Below are 17,441 nucleotides of genomic sequence, written 5' to 3'. Positions count from 1 at the left end.
GAACCATTGGATTGCGCGGACGATCGCTCGGACAAGGCGACGTTCTGTGCGTCCGCTAACATCCGCGGCCGAGGTGTTCGAAAACCACAGCAAGCCTTATCGCAAGAGCAAACTACAGTTAGGGACGTCAAATGGCCTTCTTTAGCAAAAGTTCGGTTGCCGGCGCGGTGGTCCTTGCATCTGTATTGGTCTCGGTCGCGTCCGCTGACGACATCTATATTGCAGTAGCGGGTCCCATGACAGGCAGCAACGCTTCTGTTGGCGCCCAGATGCGGTATGGCGCTAGTGCGGCCGTAGATGATTTGAATTCTTCCGGAGTGTTTCTCAATACAAAGATCAGATTGATCGTTGCCGACGATGCCTGCGATCCGAAGCAAGCCGTGGCGGTCGCAAATCGATTGGTGTCGGATCAGGTCAGGTTGGTCGTTGGCCACTTTTGCTCCTCTTCATCAATTCCCGCCTCCGATGTTTACGATGAAGCAGCAATTATCCAGATCTCGCCTGGATCAACTAATCCTCAACTGACCGAGCGGGGCCTCAAGACGGTTTTTCGGATCTGCGGCCGTGATGATCAGCAGGTCTTAGTCGCCGCCGATTATATCTTGCGGCACTATTCGAAGAGTAAGATTGCCGTCCTTGATGACAAAAGCACGGCTGGGAAGGGCATTGCAGACATTGTTGCATCTCGTCTCAATGATGCGGGTAAGCAGCCTCTGATGCGGCAAAGCTATATGGCTGGCGAGAAAGATTACACGGCGCTAGTGGCGAGATTGAAGAGAGAAGCAATTCAGATCGCCTATATCGGTGGCTACTACACGGAGATCGGCTTGATCGTACGGCAATCAGCGGACGCACAAGCCGGCTTCACGGTCATGGCTAACGATCCCTTGATGACCGGCGAGTTTTGGGCGATAGCGAGCGGTGCCGCAAACGGCACTCTCTTCACCTTCATGCCCGACGCCACCAAAAAGCCTGAGGCGGCCGACGTCGTCGCTCGATTAAAAGCATCCAACAAGTCTCCGGAGGGTTACACGCTTTACACTTATGCTGCCGTACAAGCATGGGCAGACGCGGTTAAGCGCGCGGGCTCGTTCAACGCTCTGCGCGTGGCGAAAGAACTTCGGTCGCAAGAGATCGAGACCGTGGTCGGCCAAGTTCGATTTGATGCCAAAGGTGACAATGCCTCTCCCGGCTTCGTAGTCAATCGCTGGCGCGACCACGCGGTCGAGATGGTCGAGTAGCCTCGATATTGGTGACCTGATCAATAGCCGTCACGTCGACGCGCCCGCAGCTGATCTGACGAATCGTTCGCCAAATGGCCTTTTTGTGGCAAATCGAGTCGATTGGAGGGAAACGAGCGCTGGCCACGAGATGCAACGTGATCAGTTGGCAGCCGAGTGCATTAATCGGAGGAGTGACGGACTAAGCGGACGTCATCAAGTCCGGCGAGAGCTGCGTGGAAACGTCCTGATCGTGAACAATCGCCGGCACTGCAAGCGCTATTGACTAGCCATTGTCGTCGACATCAGTTCTTGGAGCACGAAGCGTATTACGAGCCGCAGTTGTCATTTTTTGAGCGTTTGCAGCCGAGTCGTTAGCTGGTGAAAGGTCGTTCGATGGATGGCTTAAAGGAGTTTTGGAACTAGCACGCCCAGGAGCTAGGCGAGCTGCCTCCTGTAACAAAACCTCGCGCATCCATATGCTCGCCGGATCGGTATTGTGGACCGAAGGCCACTGAACCGCCTCGGTAAAACCGGGAAGTGGTAGCGGAAGTTTGTTGATCCGCAGTGGCATTGTCTTTGCGAAGTACTTCACAAGCGTCAAGGGCATCGTGGCTATTCGGTTGGTACCCACTAGCATGTGCGGGATCATGCTAAAGCTCGGCACGACGAGCTCAACCCGTCGCCTGAGGCCGTGCTCTCTCATGTACCAATCGTCGATGGAGGGCACTCGCGAACGTCCAAATTTGACCGCAACGTGCCCCATCGACATGTACCGTCCGAATGTAAGCTGCCGAGACAGCTGCTTGTTCGAACGGCAACCGACGCACACAATTGTCTCGTCAAAGAGGGCCGCCCTGGGGTGCGTATGCGACATGTATACCTCAGGCACGATAAGAAAGTCGATTTCTGCGCGTTCGAGCGGGTGATCGAACGGGTCCGCGAGAGGCATCAACTCGAACCGTATTCCGGGAGCTTCTCGTGCGACGCGCTCGACGACGTTTCGGAACAACACGATCGTAGCAAAGTCCGACAGGCAGATTCTAAAACGGCGGTCGGATTCACTCGGCTTGAACGTATCCCGCGACGTAATCGAGACCTGGATGTGGAGCAGAGCCTCCCGAGTTGGAGCGGCGAGGGCTTCCGCACGCGGGGTCGGGATAAGTTCTCGCCCCCTCATCGTAAAGAGCTCGTCTCGGAAGTAAGTGCGCAGTCGGCCGACTGCCGCGCTCATGGCCGGTTGACTCAAATTGATGCTGCGTGCCGCCGCCGTGAGATTGCGCTCGGTCATGAGAGCATCGAGCGCGACGAGGAGATTTAGATCAAGGCCTCGGAAACGCATTGTTACCTATCCGCAATGTAGATGTTTCTCATCCAAACAATCGATTTTACCAGTTCGCGCAGCGCCAGCTAGGAAAGCTGACAGACTTTAAGAACTTCGTAGGTTTTGGAGCAGCGGTGCGTGACGCGGCAGATCGCAAAAGATGGCGACGAAGCTCCCTCCGCGGTTGCGCGCAGCCTAGCTCGACGGTCGTCATTCGATCGTAACATTCGAGAACATTGTACAGATTCCAGCATTAACCAGTCGTGCGAACGGTCTTCGATCGCACACGCAGTGAGCCCTCACGCTCGTCTTAAGATCATTGAACGGCACGAGGTTCGTCGCGTGCATCAAGGTCGGTGCCAGAGTTTGCACGAAGCAAATCATGGCACGACCAACATCGTCCCGTCCCGCTTTCCCTGCATGCAGTCAGCATTCCCGCTGCGCAAGCCGGGGAGCATAACGTCGGGTACAGCAGAGTTGCGGCACCTTCGTAAAATGCTCCCTCCTGAGAAAAGCTCTACATCACCGTCGTGTTTAATAGCAACCGCACGCCGTTTAATAACGCCGCCAGGAGCGCGGTTTAAACCATCGTATACTCCCTACATACGATTCAATGGCAGGTGCCTACTCGGATATGAGTGGGTAAATGCGCGCTCCTTCGATAGCTTCCGTGTTGCGCAGAGACGTCACGAAGAATTGGCGTTCAGGCGTAATAAAGAAAAACGGAAGTGCGGAATAATACATGAAGCAATAGCTGTAGCAGAGCCGGCCGTTACTCGCCTGAAGGAGAGGACGGCCACAGTTAGCTGCGGCACGTTCAAGATCGTAAATATCCAAAAAGACTTGATCCTCGCACGTCGCGCCTCAAACGCCGTCGGCAAGTCAACATCATTCACAGCCTCTGACGACACCATGGAACGAGCGCCATCGCACTGCTCGTCGCTCGCCTGATGCGTGCTTCAGGAACGCTGCAAGAAGCAGGAGATCCTTTCATGCGCCCTCAACTCCAGTGGAGGACGTGCTGGGAAAACGACTTACAGCTCGCCGACCACGTCGAGATCTCCGAGTTCTTTCGCAATGCCTACGGGCCAACCGGGGTATTCAACGCAAAACCCTTTGAAGGCGATCGAAGCTGGGCCGGCGCGAGACCCGAGCTCCGTGTAATCGGCTACGATGATCGCGGTGTGGCGGCTCATATCGGCGCGCTGCGCCGGTTCATCAAGGTCGGCGAAGTAGATCTGTTAGTCGCTGAACTCGGATTATACGCGGTACGGCCGGACCTCGAAGGACTCGGAATCTCGCACTCTATGCGCGTGATGTATCCAGTGCTGCAGGAGCTTGGCGTTCCGTTCGGGTTCGGTACGGTTCGACATGAACTCAAAGAGCATATCCACCGGCTACTCGGCCGCCCAGGTTTGGCGACGATTATTCCGGGCATTCGCGTGCGGTCCACTCTTGCGGATATCTATGCCAACCTGCCGCCAACTCGCGTCGACGATGCACTTCTCGTAGTGTTTCCGATAGCGAGGTCCATGAGCGAGTGGCCGCCTGGTACAATCATCGAGCGAAACGGGCCAGAGCTGTGAAAGACGCCAATTTAGCCTTCGATGCGCGCCGCAAGCGCGCCGAGGATACGGTCGGCTGCGGCGTCTATTTGACGTTTGATGACGGGCCTAATTCCTATTGTACGCCGGATATTCTCGATGTGCTGGCGGAATTTCGCGCACCAGCGACGTTCTGCGTAGTCGGCACATATGCGGCGAATGAGCCGAGGCTGATTCGACGGATGATCGCGGAGGGGCACGAGGTCGCAAATCACACGATGACGCATCCGGACCTATCCAAATGCAAACCGGATGAAGTGCAATACGAGATACTAGCGGCGAGCGGCGCTATCAGATGGGCGTGCCCGCAGGCGTCAGTGCGACATGTGCGTGCGCCTTATGGCATCTGGACCGAAGAAGTGCTGGCGATGTCAGCGAAGGCCGGCCTGGCTGCTCTTCCCTGGTCAGTCGACCCGCGCGACTGGTCCTGCCCCGGCGTCGATGCGATCGTCGATGCAGTGCTAACAACCGTCCGCCCCGGTGCAATTGTGCTCCTGCACGATGGATGCCCGCCCGATGAGTTGGGACAGGGCATTCGTGCCGATCGGCGCAAGCAGACCCTGAAGGCGCTCCCCAAACTTATTCCAGCCCTGCGGGATCGCGGATTTGCGATCTGCCCGCTTCCCCAACTTCACTGAACAAACCAAGTCCCATGAATCTGATTGACACAACTAGCACTGTTATCGTTTCGTCTTATGCGCTGCTCTCAGCGGTCTACAAGACCGCGCAGGCGTTCCATGCCTCGCCGACACACACGCCTTCGGTGTCGACACATGCGGTCCGCCCTGAAGCCGCGACGAGCGTGGATGTGATCGTACCATGCTTCAACGAGGACCCGCGCACGCTGTCGGCGTGTCTACAATCCATCGCAGACCAAGACTACGTCGGACAGCTGCGCGTCTATGTGGTTGATGACGGCTCTTCGAATCGCGAGGATGTGGCGCCTGTCCATCAAGAGTTTGCGCGTGACCCAAGATTTAGCTTCATTCTGCTTCCGAAAAATGTTGGCAAGCGGAAAGCGCAGATTGCCGCGATCCGCTCCTCGTCCGGAGATCTGGTGCTTAACGTCGATTCGGACACAATACTCGCGGGCGATATGGTCGGGAAGCTTGCGCTGAGAATGCAAGATGCGGAGATCGGTGCTGCTATGGGGCAGCTGACGGCAAGCAATCGGGGCGCCACTTGGCTAACTGGCTTGATCGACATGGAGTACTGGTTGGCGTGCAATGAAGAGCGCGCAGCTCAAGCCCGTTTCGGTGCGGTCATGTGTTGCTGCGGCCCATGCGCTATGTACCGACGATCCGCCCTCGACTTGCTGCTGGATCAATACGAAGCGCAATACTTTCGAGGAAAGCCAAGCGATTTCGGCGAGGATCGTCATCTCACGATCCTGATGTTGAAGGCAGGGTTTCGAACTGAATACGTTTCCGACGCCTACGCCGCGACGCTCGTTCCGGATAGGCTAGGTCCCTATCTGCGCCAACAGCTTCGCTGGGCTCGGAGTACGTTCCGCGACACGTTGCTTGCGTTGCGCCTTTTGCCAGGTCTCGACTCATACCTGACACTTGATGTTATCGGGCAGAACCTCGGACCGCTGCTTCTGGCGTTTTCGGTTGTAACGGGCATGGCGCAGGTCGCAGTCACGGGTACCGTGCCATGGTGGACAGTTCTGATGATCGCATCAATGACCATGGTGCGATGCGCCGTAGCGGCCTTTCGTGCTCGCCAACTTCGATTTTTAGCGTTTTCCCTGCACACGCCCATCAATATCTTTCTGCTACTTCCAGTAAAAGCGTATGCCTTATGTACGCTAAGCAACAGCGATTGGCTCTCACGCAAGCCGGCCAAGACCCTCGGGCCTGGCGGAGAACACGTGCTCAAGCAGAGCCAGCAACCCCAATCAGACCCCGCGATGCCGGCTCGCAAGCGAGATGGTTCGCGCCGTCCTTCTGGTGGTGACACGACTGCGCTTGCAGCGGCGAGCGACGGTGCGGACTAGAGGAGCGGCTGGCCATGAAGTTGGATGAGACTCACTCATTGTTGGATCGAGAGCTGGCTGCCGATGATCCCTGGCAATTGGACGGCAACCCGTTCGAGCGTGAGCGTCACGCGCAAATGCTGCGGCTTTCGCTTTCCAATGGCTTTATCAGGAATGCGCTCGAAGTCGGATGCGCTGCAGGCGCGTTCACGGAAAAGTTGGCGCCTCACTGCGACCGACTTACAGTTGTCGATGTCGCGCCGCGAGCGATCGCTCGGGCAAGTCTCCGGACCAAGCAATGGTCACACGTCACATGGGTTGTCTCCGACATCGAACAGTTCTCGAGAGCCGAGCCGTTCGATTTGATCGTGGTGGCCGAAGTGCTCTACTACCTCCGCGATGTCGCCGAGATGCGTACCGCCATCGGCAATTTGATGCGCATGCTTGCGCCGAATGGTCATCTGGTTTTCGGATCAGCGCGTGATGCCACTTGCCGGGGCTGGGGGCATGCTGCCGGCGCGGAGACGATCATCACGATGTTGAGCGAAACATTGGTCGAGGTCGAGCGGGTGCAATGCCAAGGTGAGTCGGCCAACGAAGACTGTTTGCTCGCTTGTTTTCGCAATTCGAACTGCTCTTCGCTTCCATTCCAAAACCAATCTTAACATGAGGCACTATGCGCATCTGTGGCATCAAGCTGACGCATGACGGGTCCGTCGCTCTTGTGGAGGATGGACGTCTGGTGTTTTGCATCGAGCAGGAGAAACGCGACAACAATCGGCGGTATCAGACCATCGATAATCTTGACACGGTTGTTCTTGCCTTGGCGGAACATGGGCTCGCTCCCAGCGATATCGATCAGTTCGTCATCGATGGCTGGGATGGCGAAATCGAATCGGAATTCCAGGTCCTGAGTGGGTCGGAGCGTCTCACTCTCAAAGGTGCACCCTATGTGGAACGTCCCGAGGGACTCCTCTTCTCCCACGAAGGGACCGGCCTTGCGCTTGACGGCAAGAGTTTCTCTTACAGAAGCTATGCACACGTCACAGGCCATGTTGCTTCCGCATACTGCACTAGCCCTTTTGCGAAAGCGGGAGAGCCCGCCTTCTGTCTCGTGTGGGACGGCTGCATCTTTCCACGGCTCTATCATGTAGCACCTGGTGGCGGCCGTTTCCTGGAATGCCTATTCCCAATGATAGGCCATGCCTATGCTGTCGCCGGCCACCACTTCGGACCGTACCGGCAGCCTAACCGAACCAATTGGGACCTGGGTGTCGCGGGCAAACTGATGGCCTATATCGGTCTGGGTACGTCTGATGAAGACATCATAACCGTGTTTAGCAGCCTCTATGAGAAGCACTTTGCGGCAAACACCGAGTCCGCTCGGCAATACCGTGAAAACATAAATAACGCCGAGGCGTCACTGGCGGCTACACACGACTTCTTCGCGGAAAGCGCACTCCGATTGGACGCCAAGCGAGCCGAAGATATCCTTGCATCGTTTCATGTTTTCCTTGAGCGCCTGCTCGTGCGAGAGATGGGACTTGCTTTACTGCGGCATTCGCACTTTCCGGGGCCGCGCAATCTGTGCATAGCCGGGGGATGCGGTCTTAACATCAAATGGAACAGTGCGTTACGTGAAACCGGTCTGTTCGATGCTGTATGGGTACCGCCGTTTCCGAATGACAGTGGCTCCGCAATCGGCGCCGCTTGCTCAGCGATGGTGGCGGACAAGGGTTTTGTGCCACTAGAGTGGTCGGTCTATAGCGGCCCGGCCCTCAGAAGCGGTGATGCATCAGCGGAATGGGACGCCACACCGTGCAGCATAAGGGAGCTTGCTGCGCTCCTTGCAAGTAATAAGCCCGTGGTATTCCTCGCTGGTCGCGCCGAACTTGGGCCACGCGCCTTGGGTGGCAGAAGCATTCTTGCCGCCGCGACTTCGCCGGGAACGAAGGACTACCTCAACGACATCAAATTTCGCGAACATTTCCGCCCTGTTGCGCCAATATGCCTGGAGGACCGTGCGCCGGACATTTTCGATCCTGGAACGCCGGACCCGTACATGCTCTTCGATCATCAGACGCGTCCAGAATGGCGAGACAGGATCCCGGCCGTTGTGCACCTTGACGGATCTGCCCGACTGCAGACGATCAGCAGAACATCCGAGCAGACGGTTGTTGAGCTGCTCATTGAATATGAAAAACTCACGGGCATTCCGCTGCTTTGCAATACCAGCGCTAACCACCATGGACGTGGCTTCTTCCCCGACGTCGCAGCTGCCTGCGAATGGGGGCGCGTCGAACACGTCTGGTGCGAGGGTTTACTCTGGACCAAAACGCTCGCAACGAAGGTGCCGTCGTCCGAGCGAGCAGCTGAGATGGACACATGTCGAGCGTAGCTATTGACCTTGCCGCGGTAAACAAATCATATCGCGGTAAGGTCGTTGTAAACGGGTTGACATTCACTGTTGCGGCAGGAGAGTGCTTCGGATTGCTCGGACCGAATGGCGCTGGCAAAAGCACGATTGTGCGTATGGTCCTCGGCATGGTGCCGCCGGACGCCGGCAAGATTACTGTGCTCGGCAAGCAAGTACCGGCATACGCTCGCTTGGCGCGCGCAGGCGTGGGCGTAGTCCCGCAGTTTGACAATCTTGAGAACGAGTTCACCGTACGCGAGAACTTGCTGGTGTTCGGGCGTTATTTCGGCATGAGCGCGCGTGAAATCGAGGCAGTCATTCCACCACTGCTCGAATTTGCCCGTCTTGAAAACAAAGCGGATGCACGCGTTGCTGAGCTATCCGGCGGCATGAAGCGGCGGCTGGTGCTGGCACGTGCGCTGATCAATGATCCACAGCTGCTCGTTATGGATGAGCCGACGACCGGTCTCGATCCGCATGCTCGCCATCTGATCTGGGAACGACTGCGCTCGCTACTTGCACGCGGCAAGACAATCCTGCTGACGACCCACTTTATGGAAGAGGCAGAGCGGTTGTGCGATAGGCTGTGCGTACTCGAAGAAGGCCGCAAGATCGCTGAAGGCGAGCCTCACACGCTCATCAACGAGCAGATTGGCTGCGATGTCATGGAGATCTATGGCGGCAATCCACTCGAATCCATTGAACTGATTAGGCCTTACGCACAGCGCATTGAACAGAGCGGCGAGACCATCTTTTGCTATGCGCCGGATCTGGAGCAGGTGCGCAAGCAGTTGCGGGGGCGTGCGGGTTTGCGTCTTCTGGAGCGTCCGGCGAACCTCGAAGATGTGTTCTTGCGCCTTACTGGACGCGAGATCGAGATATGATGAGAATGACTTACGGTGCGGCGATGCCCGCCAACGCACGCAACTGGATCGCGGTATGGCGTCGCAACTATTTGGCCTGGAGAAAGGTCGCGCTAGCATCGCTTCTCGGCAATCTTGCCGATCCGATGACGAATCTACTTGGTCTTGGCTTTGGCCTCGGCCTAATCGTTGGCCGCGTGAACGGGACTTCTTATATCGATTTTCTGGTAGGAGGCATGGTCGCGACCAGCGCGATGACTTCCGCGAGCTTCGAAACGATTTACGCAACATTCGCCCGCATGCACACGCAACGGACCTGGGAGGCAATGCTGTGTACACAGCTGACGCTCGGCGACATCCTGCTCGGTGAGGTGGCGTGGGCAGCCAGCAAGGCCCTGCTTGCCGGCACTGGAATTACAATCGTTGCCGCGGGACTGGGGTATGCAGCATGGCCATCCATGCTCTATGCGCTACCCGCAATCGCCCTCACGGGATTCGTCTTCGCAAGCTTGGCGATGGTCATCGTATCACTCGCGCCCAGCTACGACTACTTCGTGTTTTACCAGACGCTAGTCCTTACACCCATGGTGTTTCTCTGCGGCGCGGTGTTCCCGATCACACAGTTGCCCGCCGCCTTCCAGCTCGTAGCCGCCTTGTTGCCCCTGGAGCATTCGGTCGAGCTTATTCGCCCGGCGATGCTTGGCCGGCCAGTCGGCAGCGTCGGCACACATATTGGCGCACTCTGCATTTATGCCGTGGTGCCGTTCTTGTTGTCGGTTGCGCTGCTTCTCCGACGCCTGATGCGATGAGAGGCCGCGGTGGAAGCGTTGACCAACGCACGACCCATGGTGTGGAGATCCGTCAAGTCTCCACGGTCTCGTGTGCTGGTGCTGTCGGGTTGGTGTATGCAGCGGCGAGTGGCTGAGAGGCCGCTGGTCATAATTGAGCCTTTTACAATTAACGGAGAGTGAGATGCTGTGTCTCGGCATGAGCGGCGGACTAGACAAGGTTTATGAATATCGACCCGAGCTTCCAAGCACATTTCTTCACGACGGCGCAGCTGTGCTCATGCGCGACGGACGTGTTATCGCGGCCGTTGAAGAAGAGCGTCTCAATCGGGTCAAGCACTCTAACAAATTTCCGAGCCGTTCGATCCAATACTGCCTCGAAGCGGCAGGTGTTCAACTGAGCGACGTCGATCGCATCGCGTTCTATGCAACCGAAGCATACTGCAATGCGATGCTCGAGCGCCTGTTCGTTTCGCAGCCGTCCGACACTATTCCGATGGATGCCAGGCTTTTGCTGCGAACGATGCTGGCTCAGGAGTTCAACACCGAGGTCGATCCGTCCCGTATCTCATTCGTAAGTCACCACCAGGCGCACGCGGTAAGCGCATTCGCAATGTCCGGATTTGAAAAAAGTCTTATTCTTGCAATCGATGGCGGTGGTGAGTTTCTCTCCGGCCTCGTTGCCATCGGAGCTGAAAGCGAGGTTAACCAACTCAAGAGCTTCCCGGAGAGCAACTCTTTGGGGCTGTTTTATCTCGAGACGATACGATACCTCGGCTACAGCTTATTCGACGAGTACAAGGTCATGGGCCTTGCCCCATACGGAGACCCCGTTCCTTATCGCAAGCTATTCGAGCAGTTCTACGAACTTGGAGATAACGGCGGCTTCCGGCTCTACCTGGATCGCATCGGTCCGGCGCTGGTCCGCAATATTCAGGTTCGGCGGAAGGGAATGCCATTCACCCAGCAGCACCGCGATGTCAGTGCTTCTTTGCAGGAAGCGCTCGAACGGATCGTGTTTCACATACTTCGGCATTATCGGGAAGCCACGGGAATGACGCGGCTGTGCTTGGCTGGCGGAGTAGCTCACAACTGCACCGTGAATGGTAAGCTGCTGTATTCAGGACTTTTCGAAGATATTTTCGTGCAGCCCGCGGCGCACGATGCCGGTTGCGCGTTAGGCGCTGCACTCATGGCCTCTCGTGAGATTGATCAGCCCGCGCCGCGCGAGCGGCTCCAGGAGGTCTATTGGGGGCCCGATCTCGGGACCGAAGATACCCTGGAGCAGGAACTGAATGCATGGGCCGGGCACCTCGATATTGAACGCAGTGATGACGTGGCGGGCAGGGCGGCTGACTGGATGGCAAACGGCGCAGTCATTGGCTGGGTGCAGGGTCGGTCGGAGTTCGGACCACGTGCGCTCGGCAACCGCAGTATTCTCGCCGACCCGCGACCTGCAGCTAACAAGGATCGCATAAACGCGATGGTCAAGAAGCGCGAGGGTTATCGGCCGTTCGCGCCCTCCGTGTTGGAGGAGGATGCTCCCGAATATTTCGATCTGCCGGCTGGTTTGAGGGAATTTCCATTCATGAACTTCGTCGTTCGTGTGCATGAGTCAAAGCGCGACTTGCTGGGAGCGATCACGCACGTTGATGGCACTGCACGGCTGCAGACAGTGTCCCGCAAGTCAAATCCAAGCTACTGGGGCCTTATCGATGAGTTCAAGAAGCGGACGGGCATTCCAGTTGTGCTCAATACCTCCTTTAACAATAATGCCGAACCGATCGTGGATTCGGTTGCAGACGCCGTCGCCACATTTCTGACGACCGAGCTCGATGCTCTTGTGGTCGGGCCGTTTCTGGTCAGAAAGCGATCTGTGACGCTTGACGATTGGACTTCGCTCGCCGTTTCACTGCCACCTTATGCATCCCTGTATCGCGTTCGCGCTCACACCGCACGAGATCGGCAAGAGACGGTATGCGAGGTCCGCACCACGTTTTCCGGCGGCGGCGCAGTGCGTATCTCAGATGAGCTGTTCGATCTGCTGATGCGGGTCAAGGGCGAAGCCGTCCTCAGTGACCTCTTCGACTCTATGGTATTGGACCACACGAAGCGTGAGGCGCTGATCGAAGAACTGAGGGGCCTGTGGCAGCAACGCCGGGTGCGCCTACATCCGCCCTCATGCGCTACTCACTTGAAGAGTGACTCCCATCAGATGACAGAACTAGCATAAGCGCACTCACTATCATTGGGGCGAATCTCTAAGCATGAGGGCGAGGCCCGGGAGGAGAGCGTACTCCCGTGATAGCGCTCCTATGCAAGGGAGCCGATGGATATGCTCAATGTTGTATCGAACACCATCGTTCGAGCGGATAGTCGCTCGGTCCTAAGCAGGTCATCAGGAGTTGCCGGGCCGTGAAGCATGGTGACAGGCTCGAGCAAAAGTATGCGCGGCTGCTGATCGATCCGGTACGTTACCGCAAGGAAAGTTAAAATGTTTGATGACAGGGTTAGGAAGGAAAGGTTCGTCGTTTCTCGGCGGCGCACCGGTCTCGGTGATTGCTTATGGTCGCTGGCGGCAGCCTGGCAGTACGCCAAGCGGACAGGTCGTACGCTGGTCATCGATTGGCGGGGCTCTTGCTATCTCGGTCAGCCCTTCACCAATGCGTTTCCGGTATTCTTCGAACAAATTGATGAGATCGCCAGCGTACGTGTGATCTGCGACGATCAAGTCAACAATCTCTCACTTCCCGGGTCATTCTTTCCAACGTGGTGGAATCGACCATCGATCGACTGCGTTTATCGACCAGATGAGCAGATCTTCCGAGAGCGCGACGAGCTGAGACAGCTTTTCGAGTCCAAGGACGATACTGACGCGAATACTGTGGTGTGCGATGCGTGTTTGATGTGGGCTTGTGATCAGGACGCCGAGCGACAAATATTTCGCAGCATCAAACCGCGGTCTGAAATTCAAGCTCGGATCGACGCGATATATCAGGAATACTTTGATGGGTGCAGCGTAGTCGGCGTTCATGTTCGACACGGCAATGGCGAAGATATCATGGGGCACAGGCCTTACTGGGCCGATCCAGAGGTTGCCTTGCGGCAGGTGTGCACTGCCATCCAAAAGGCCAAAGCTCTACCCCATGCAAAGCCCGTGAAGGTCTTTTTGTGCACGGATAGCCCGAAGGTTCTTGACCAGGTCTCGGCCAAGTTCCCCGACCTCTTTACGATCTCGAAGCGCTTTCAAGCGGATCAAGCCGGCCCGTTACACAGTGCCGAGCTAGGAGCGGACGGCGGATCTTCGGCCCTTATCGAGATGTACCTTCTCGGGCGATGCGATACCGTAATTCGTTTTCCTCCGACCAGCGCCTTTACGCGCTATGCTCGACTTGTCGCGCCGCGCATTATTGAGTTTGATTTGAATGATCCGGCGCATTTAATCCTGATTGAAGAGCCGCCTAAACGCCACCCGATCTGATAAACCAGATAACGCATATTCTCGCTGACCATACGGCCGTCGTGTGTCCTCTGTTACTTCCTCGGGGCGAGCGCTTTGCCGAGGCTTAAACGGCGGTGCCTGCGCGGCAGATTGCCTGGCTTCGTAATGATTCCCGCCGATCATACCCCGCTTGGCGACCCGTAGATGAAGTGCGTCCCGCAAAGCCGTGTTGATTGCCGCTGAGCGGGACTTACGTCTTCGCGTCGACGAACGGCCTTGTTGGAGATCGAGTGCGTCTCTAGAGCGCAGCGAAATCAAAAAAGGCGCCAACCGCTGGAACGACGCGCCTTCACTGCATGTCGCTGGCGCAGCGGCCTAGCCGATAAATCTAACCTAATCGGCTGCTGCGTCTGGTTGCAATCCCGGCCGGTGTGGCCGAGGCAATGAACACCGCCCTGCTTGACCGTCCTGCGCATCGAAAAGATCGGTGCCATCAATTCAAGGAGCCCGCCTCGCGGACGTGATGTTCGTCGGTTAGCTCACAAATTGTCCGCCTTCGGATGCATTGAAGGGTTTCGGACAAACAAGGCCCCCCTGTTGCGGTTGCACCACGGCGAAAAAGACAATGGCGCACGTGTCCGCCGGCGCGATTTCGTGCGCTTGAAGAAGAACGAATAGACGGCAAAAGCGACTGTCTGAAAGGACGCCGCGCCTGATGGCCGGAAGAGGCTAAGCCGTTTTCGCGCGTGACATTGCGTCGCATCGTGCCGGCGTTTTGGGTATCCGACTGGTCCAAATCCTGCACTCACCTAGGCGTGAGTGAATGGACAACGACAAAAGAAGGAAAGATATCGTTCATTTATCGGCATGTCGTACGAGAGCGCGCTCCGACGTCACTGTCGGAAATAGATTTCACGTTGCCGAAAGTGTATGCAGAATGCAGCGCGTTTGGAAAAGAGGATCTAGTGCTCGAGCGAGAACCAAGGTCACCTAGATCATGATCCACGACGGTGGAACAGATATGATCGGATTCGCTCACGCGGAAGAAATCGCCCATTGTTGCTAAATGGACGTCGGTTGTGTTCCAAAAAGTGTCCGCGCAATTGTTTGAAGGAACGTGATGCGAATGAAAGCCCCTTCTTTATCGTCGTGCCATGAAAAAGTGTTATATCTTAGCGCCATCAGAATGAGCGCGAGATCGAGCGTGAGATGCAAGACGATGTTTCGAAGTGCCAACTAACTGCATGTGGGGAGAACAAGGGCGGCGTCGACGTTGTCGGGGTGCAGATTGATTCCGAATGCGAGTGGCAAGGCCCGGAAGCCGGATCGAACCTTCCCGTGATCCTGCCATTGAACGAGATCGCACTTAGAGGGGTGTTCGAAATATCGAACATGCTCGCCAGCCCGTCGCGGCTCGAAGTCGCGTTGGCAAATGTCATCGATTTGCTGCAGTCCTCTTTGCAGATGCGACATGGTGTCGTGTCTCTCATGGCAGACGATGATGTGCCCGAGATTGCAGTCGGCGCTGGCTGGACCGAAGGAAGCGATGAGCGCTACCGTATGCGCCTGCCGCAAAAAGCGATTGAGGAGATCGTGACGACGGGCATCCCGTTCGTCGCTGAAGACATCGCCAAGCATCCGGCCTTTAGCGCAGCTGATATGGACGTGCTCGGCGTATCCGATCACATGCGATTGTCGTTCATCGGCGTTCCTATCAGCGTCGATGGAAAGGTGGTTGGCACCCTATCCATTGAGCGAGTGCCAGACCTGGATTCGATGTTCCCACTCGATTCCGATGTCCGGCTACTCACCATGATCGCGAACCTGATAGGGCAGGCGGTGAAGCTCCATCGCTTGGTCGCGCGCGATCGCAAACGCCTCATGGCGGAGAGCTATCGATGGCAGAAGGAACTGCTCGAATTTAAGCAGCCTGCGCGAGAGCGTAAGAAGGTTCACATCGATGGTATTATCGGTACCAGCCCGGCGTTGCGCGCACTGCTCGACAAGATCGCGGTCGTAGCCAAGTCGAATGCGACGGTTCTTTTGCGAGGTGAATCAGGCACCGGCAAGGAGCTGGTTGCCAAGGCAATCCACGAGCTATCCCCGCGTGCCAAGCGGCCGTTCATCAAAATGAACTGCGCCGCGCTGCCTGAGACCGTGCTGGAATCCGAGTTGTTCGGGCATGAAAAAGGAGCCTTTACCGGGGCCCTTAATTCACGCAAAGGACGCTTCGAGCTTGCCGACAAGGGAACGCTGTTTCTGGACGAGATCGGCGAGATCTCAGGCTCGTTTCAGGCAAAGTTGCTGCGGGTTCTTCAGGAGCAAGAGTTCGAACGGGTCGGTAGTGGTCACACCATGAAAGTTGACGTCCGAGTGATCGCTGCAACCAACAAGGACCTAGAAGGGGCGGTGTCAAAAAGTGAGTTTCGCGCCGACCTCTACTATCGTATTAGTGTTGTTCCATTGCTTCTGCCGCCGCTCCGCGAAAGGCGCAGCGACATTCCGCTGCTTGCCACTGAGTTTCTGAAGAACTTCAACAGCGAGAACAGTCGCACACTAACGTTCGATCCGGACGCCGTGGACGTTCTGATGAATTGCGGATTTCCTGGCAATGTTCGTGAACTTGAGAATTGCGTTCAGCGAACTGCAACACTGGCGCCGGGGCCATTCATTGTCAGGAGCGATTTTGCCTGCTGTCATGGTCAGTGCCTTTCCGCCCTACTATGGAAAAGCGGATTGGACGAAGCGAAGCCGCGCTCCACGCTGATCAGTGAGCTATCGCCCAAGCCAGCTACGCCAATCCCCGACGCAGCCGGGTCGGTTGCGGTTCTGACTCCGCCTGTCCTGGCCGAGCCGGTTGCTGGTACCATCTCGAGCGGTACGAAGTTGACGGATCGCGAGCGCCTCATTGCTGCCATGGAGAAGACTGGCTGGGTGCAGGCAAAGGCGGCGCGCCTACTCGGACTAACGCCGCGCCAAATCGGCTACGCGCTGAGGAAATACGGCATCGAAATTAAGCGCCTGTGAGTGGCTGCTGAGCTGGTTAGGATGTGAGTTTGTCGGCCCGCGCAATCAACGGCAGTGATCGTAGATCTTGCCATAGACCTAATGGAGACATGGTGGGCCAGGGATCCAGCTGAGCGAAGCGACTCCTTTCCTAGGGCGACCACGTGGCGGCCGCGGAACGAGACGATCAGCCAATTGATCGGACTTCAAAAGCGACAAGGCGTAAGCGGTGGTCATTACGACACGCCGCCCCTCCCTTTTTTACCGTTGCAGAACTGGAATCGTGACGCGTGGCGGGTCCGAAATATGGCTCAGCTTAGGTCTGATCCGTCAGCCGACCCGCATACCCAGAGTCGTTTCGTAGGCAAGACAGTAGAAAAATTGTCGATGTCAGCCAGAAACAACAAACGCGTGTCTCAAAAGTCAAGGACAGATACGCCGAAACATCAAATGATTGCGCGACCAAACGGAGCATTTCTGGTCATATGGAAATGTGGACGTTGCGTGGGAGGCGCACCTCGCCCGCGGAGAGGGAGCCATTCCCCTCCTCAACAGCCGAGGCATCTCGCTTCCAATACGTGGAATTGTCGCTTACCGACAATAATCGTCGGGCCGTCGCCGTAGTTCTCGGCAACAACCCATTGGTTATCTTACAATTGTCCGGTGCCGCCGAGTACCCGTAGAGACAGCTCCCAGCCCAGACACTTCGAACCATGCGCCTCTTTGAGGATCCAGCAATAGGCCAGGCGACACGTCGAGTTCTTTTCGCTAATGAAGAAGCATAAGCCCCGACCATCACC

The 17,441-nt window shown here is 56.7% G+C and carries 11 protein-coding genes and 1 pseudogene; 11 read left to right on the top strand and 1 reads right to left on the bottom strand.

Annotated elements, in window-relative coordinates:
* The first annotated feature begins 131 nt into the window (after positions 1–131).
* Positions 132–1,241, top strand: coding sequence for a branched-chain amino acid ABC transporter substrate-binding protein (locus QA640_RS36695; RefSeq protein WP_283037640.1), 1,110 nt, complete (start codon positions 132–134; stop codon positions 1,239–1,241).
* Between the two features lie 409 nt (positions 1,242–1,650).
* Here QA640_RS36695 and QA640_RS36690 read toward each other — a convergent pair.
* Positions 1,651–2,562, bottom strand: a pseudogene (locus tag QA640_RS36690) (LysR family transcriptional regulator); the annotation flags it as partial.
* A 974-nt stretch (positions 2,563–3,536) separates the two neighbouring features.
* Between QA640_RS36690 and QA640_RS36685 the strand changes: the two are divergent.
* The 10 genes from QA640_RS36685 to nifA all read left to right on the top strand — a co-directional run bounded on the left by QA640_RS36685 (position 3,537) and on the right by nifA (position 16,662).
* Complete coding sequence (locus QA640_RS36685; RefSeq protein ID WP_349253658.1) at positions 3,537–4,130, top strand: NodA family N-acyltransferase; 594 nt, start codon at positions 3,537–3,539, stop codon at positions 4,128–4,130.
* Complete coding sequence (gene nodB, locus QA640_RS36680) at positions 4,085–4,786, top strand: chitooligosaccharide deacetylase NodB (protein WP_283037638.1); 702 nt, start codon at positions 4,085–4,087, stop codon at positions 4,784–4,786. Before QA640_RS36685 ends, nodB begins: the two co-directional genes overlap by 46 nt.
* 14 nt (positions 4,787–4,800) lie before the next feature.
* Positions 4,801–6,147 (top strand): chitooligosaccharide synthase NodC, encoded by a 1,347-nt coding sequence (gene nodC, locus QA640_RS36675; RefSeq protein WP_283037637.1) that lies wholly within the window; start codon positions 4,801–4,803, stop codon positions 6,145–6,147.
* A 14-nt stretch (positions 6,148–6,161) separates the two neighbouring features.
* On the top strand, positions 6,162–6,791 hold the full coding sequence (nodS, locus tag QA640_RS36670; protein ID WP_283037636.1) for a nodulation methyltransferase NodS: 630 nt from the start codon (positions 6,162–6,164) through the stop codon (positions 6,789–6,791).
* Positions 6,792–6,802: 11 nt separating this feature from the next.
* Complete coding sequence (gene nodU / locus QA640_RS36665; protein ID WP_283037635.1) at positions 6,803–8,524, top strand: nodulation protein NodU; 1,722 nt, start codon at positions 6,803–6,805, stop codon at positions 8,522–8,524.
* Positions 8,512–9,426, top strand: coding sequence for a nodulation factor ABC transporter ATP-binding protein NodI (gene nodI, locus QA640_RS36660; protein WP_283037634.1), 915 nt, complete (start codon positions 8,512–8,514; stop codon positions 9,424–9,426). Before nodU ends, nodI begins: the two co-directional genes overlap by 13 nt.
* Complete coding sequence (locus QA640_RS36655) at positions 9,426–10,214, top strand: ABC transporter permease (protein WP_283042999.1); 789 nt, start codon at positions 9,426–9,428, stop codon at positions 10,212–10,214. The genes nodI and QA640_RS36655 overlap by 1 nt, the downstream gene beginning before the upstream one ends.
* Positions 10,215–10,377: 163 nt before the next feature.
* Positions 10,378–12,426 carry a carbamoyltransferase gene (locus QA640_RS36650; RefSeq protein WP_283037633.1) on the top strand — a complete coding sequence of 683 codons (2,049 nt, stop codon included), beginning with the start codon at positions 10,378–10,380 and terminating at the stop codon, positions 12,424–12,426.
* Between the two features lie 261 nt (positions 12,427–12,687).
* Positions 12,688–13,674: a nodulation protein NodZ gene (locus QA640_RS36645; protein ID WP_283037632.1), complete on the top strand. Its 987-nt coding sequence runs from the start codon at positions 12,688–12,690 to the stop codon at positions 13,672–13,674.
* Between the two features lie 1,170 nt (positions 13,675–14,844).
* Complete coding sequence (nifA, locus tag QA640_RS36640; protein WP_283037631.1) at positions 14,845–16,662, top strand: nif-specific transcriptional activator NifA; 1,818 nt, start codon at positions 14,845–14,847, stop codon at positions 16,660–16,662.
* The last annotated feature ends 779 nt before the right edge of the window (positions 16,663–17,441 follow it).

Origin of the sequence: Bradyrhizobium sp. CB82 (assembly GCF_029714405.1) — a bacterium.
Classification (GTDB): domain Bacteria; phylum Pseudomonadota; class Alphaproteobacteria; order Rhizobiales; family Xanthobacteraceae; genus Bradyrhizobium.
The sequence above is the reverse complement of the archived record's forward strand: the minus strand, read 5'-3'. Positions and strand labels throughout refer to the sequence as shown.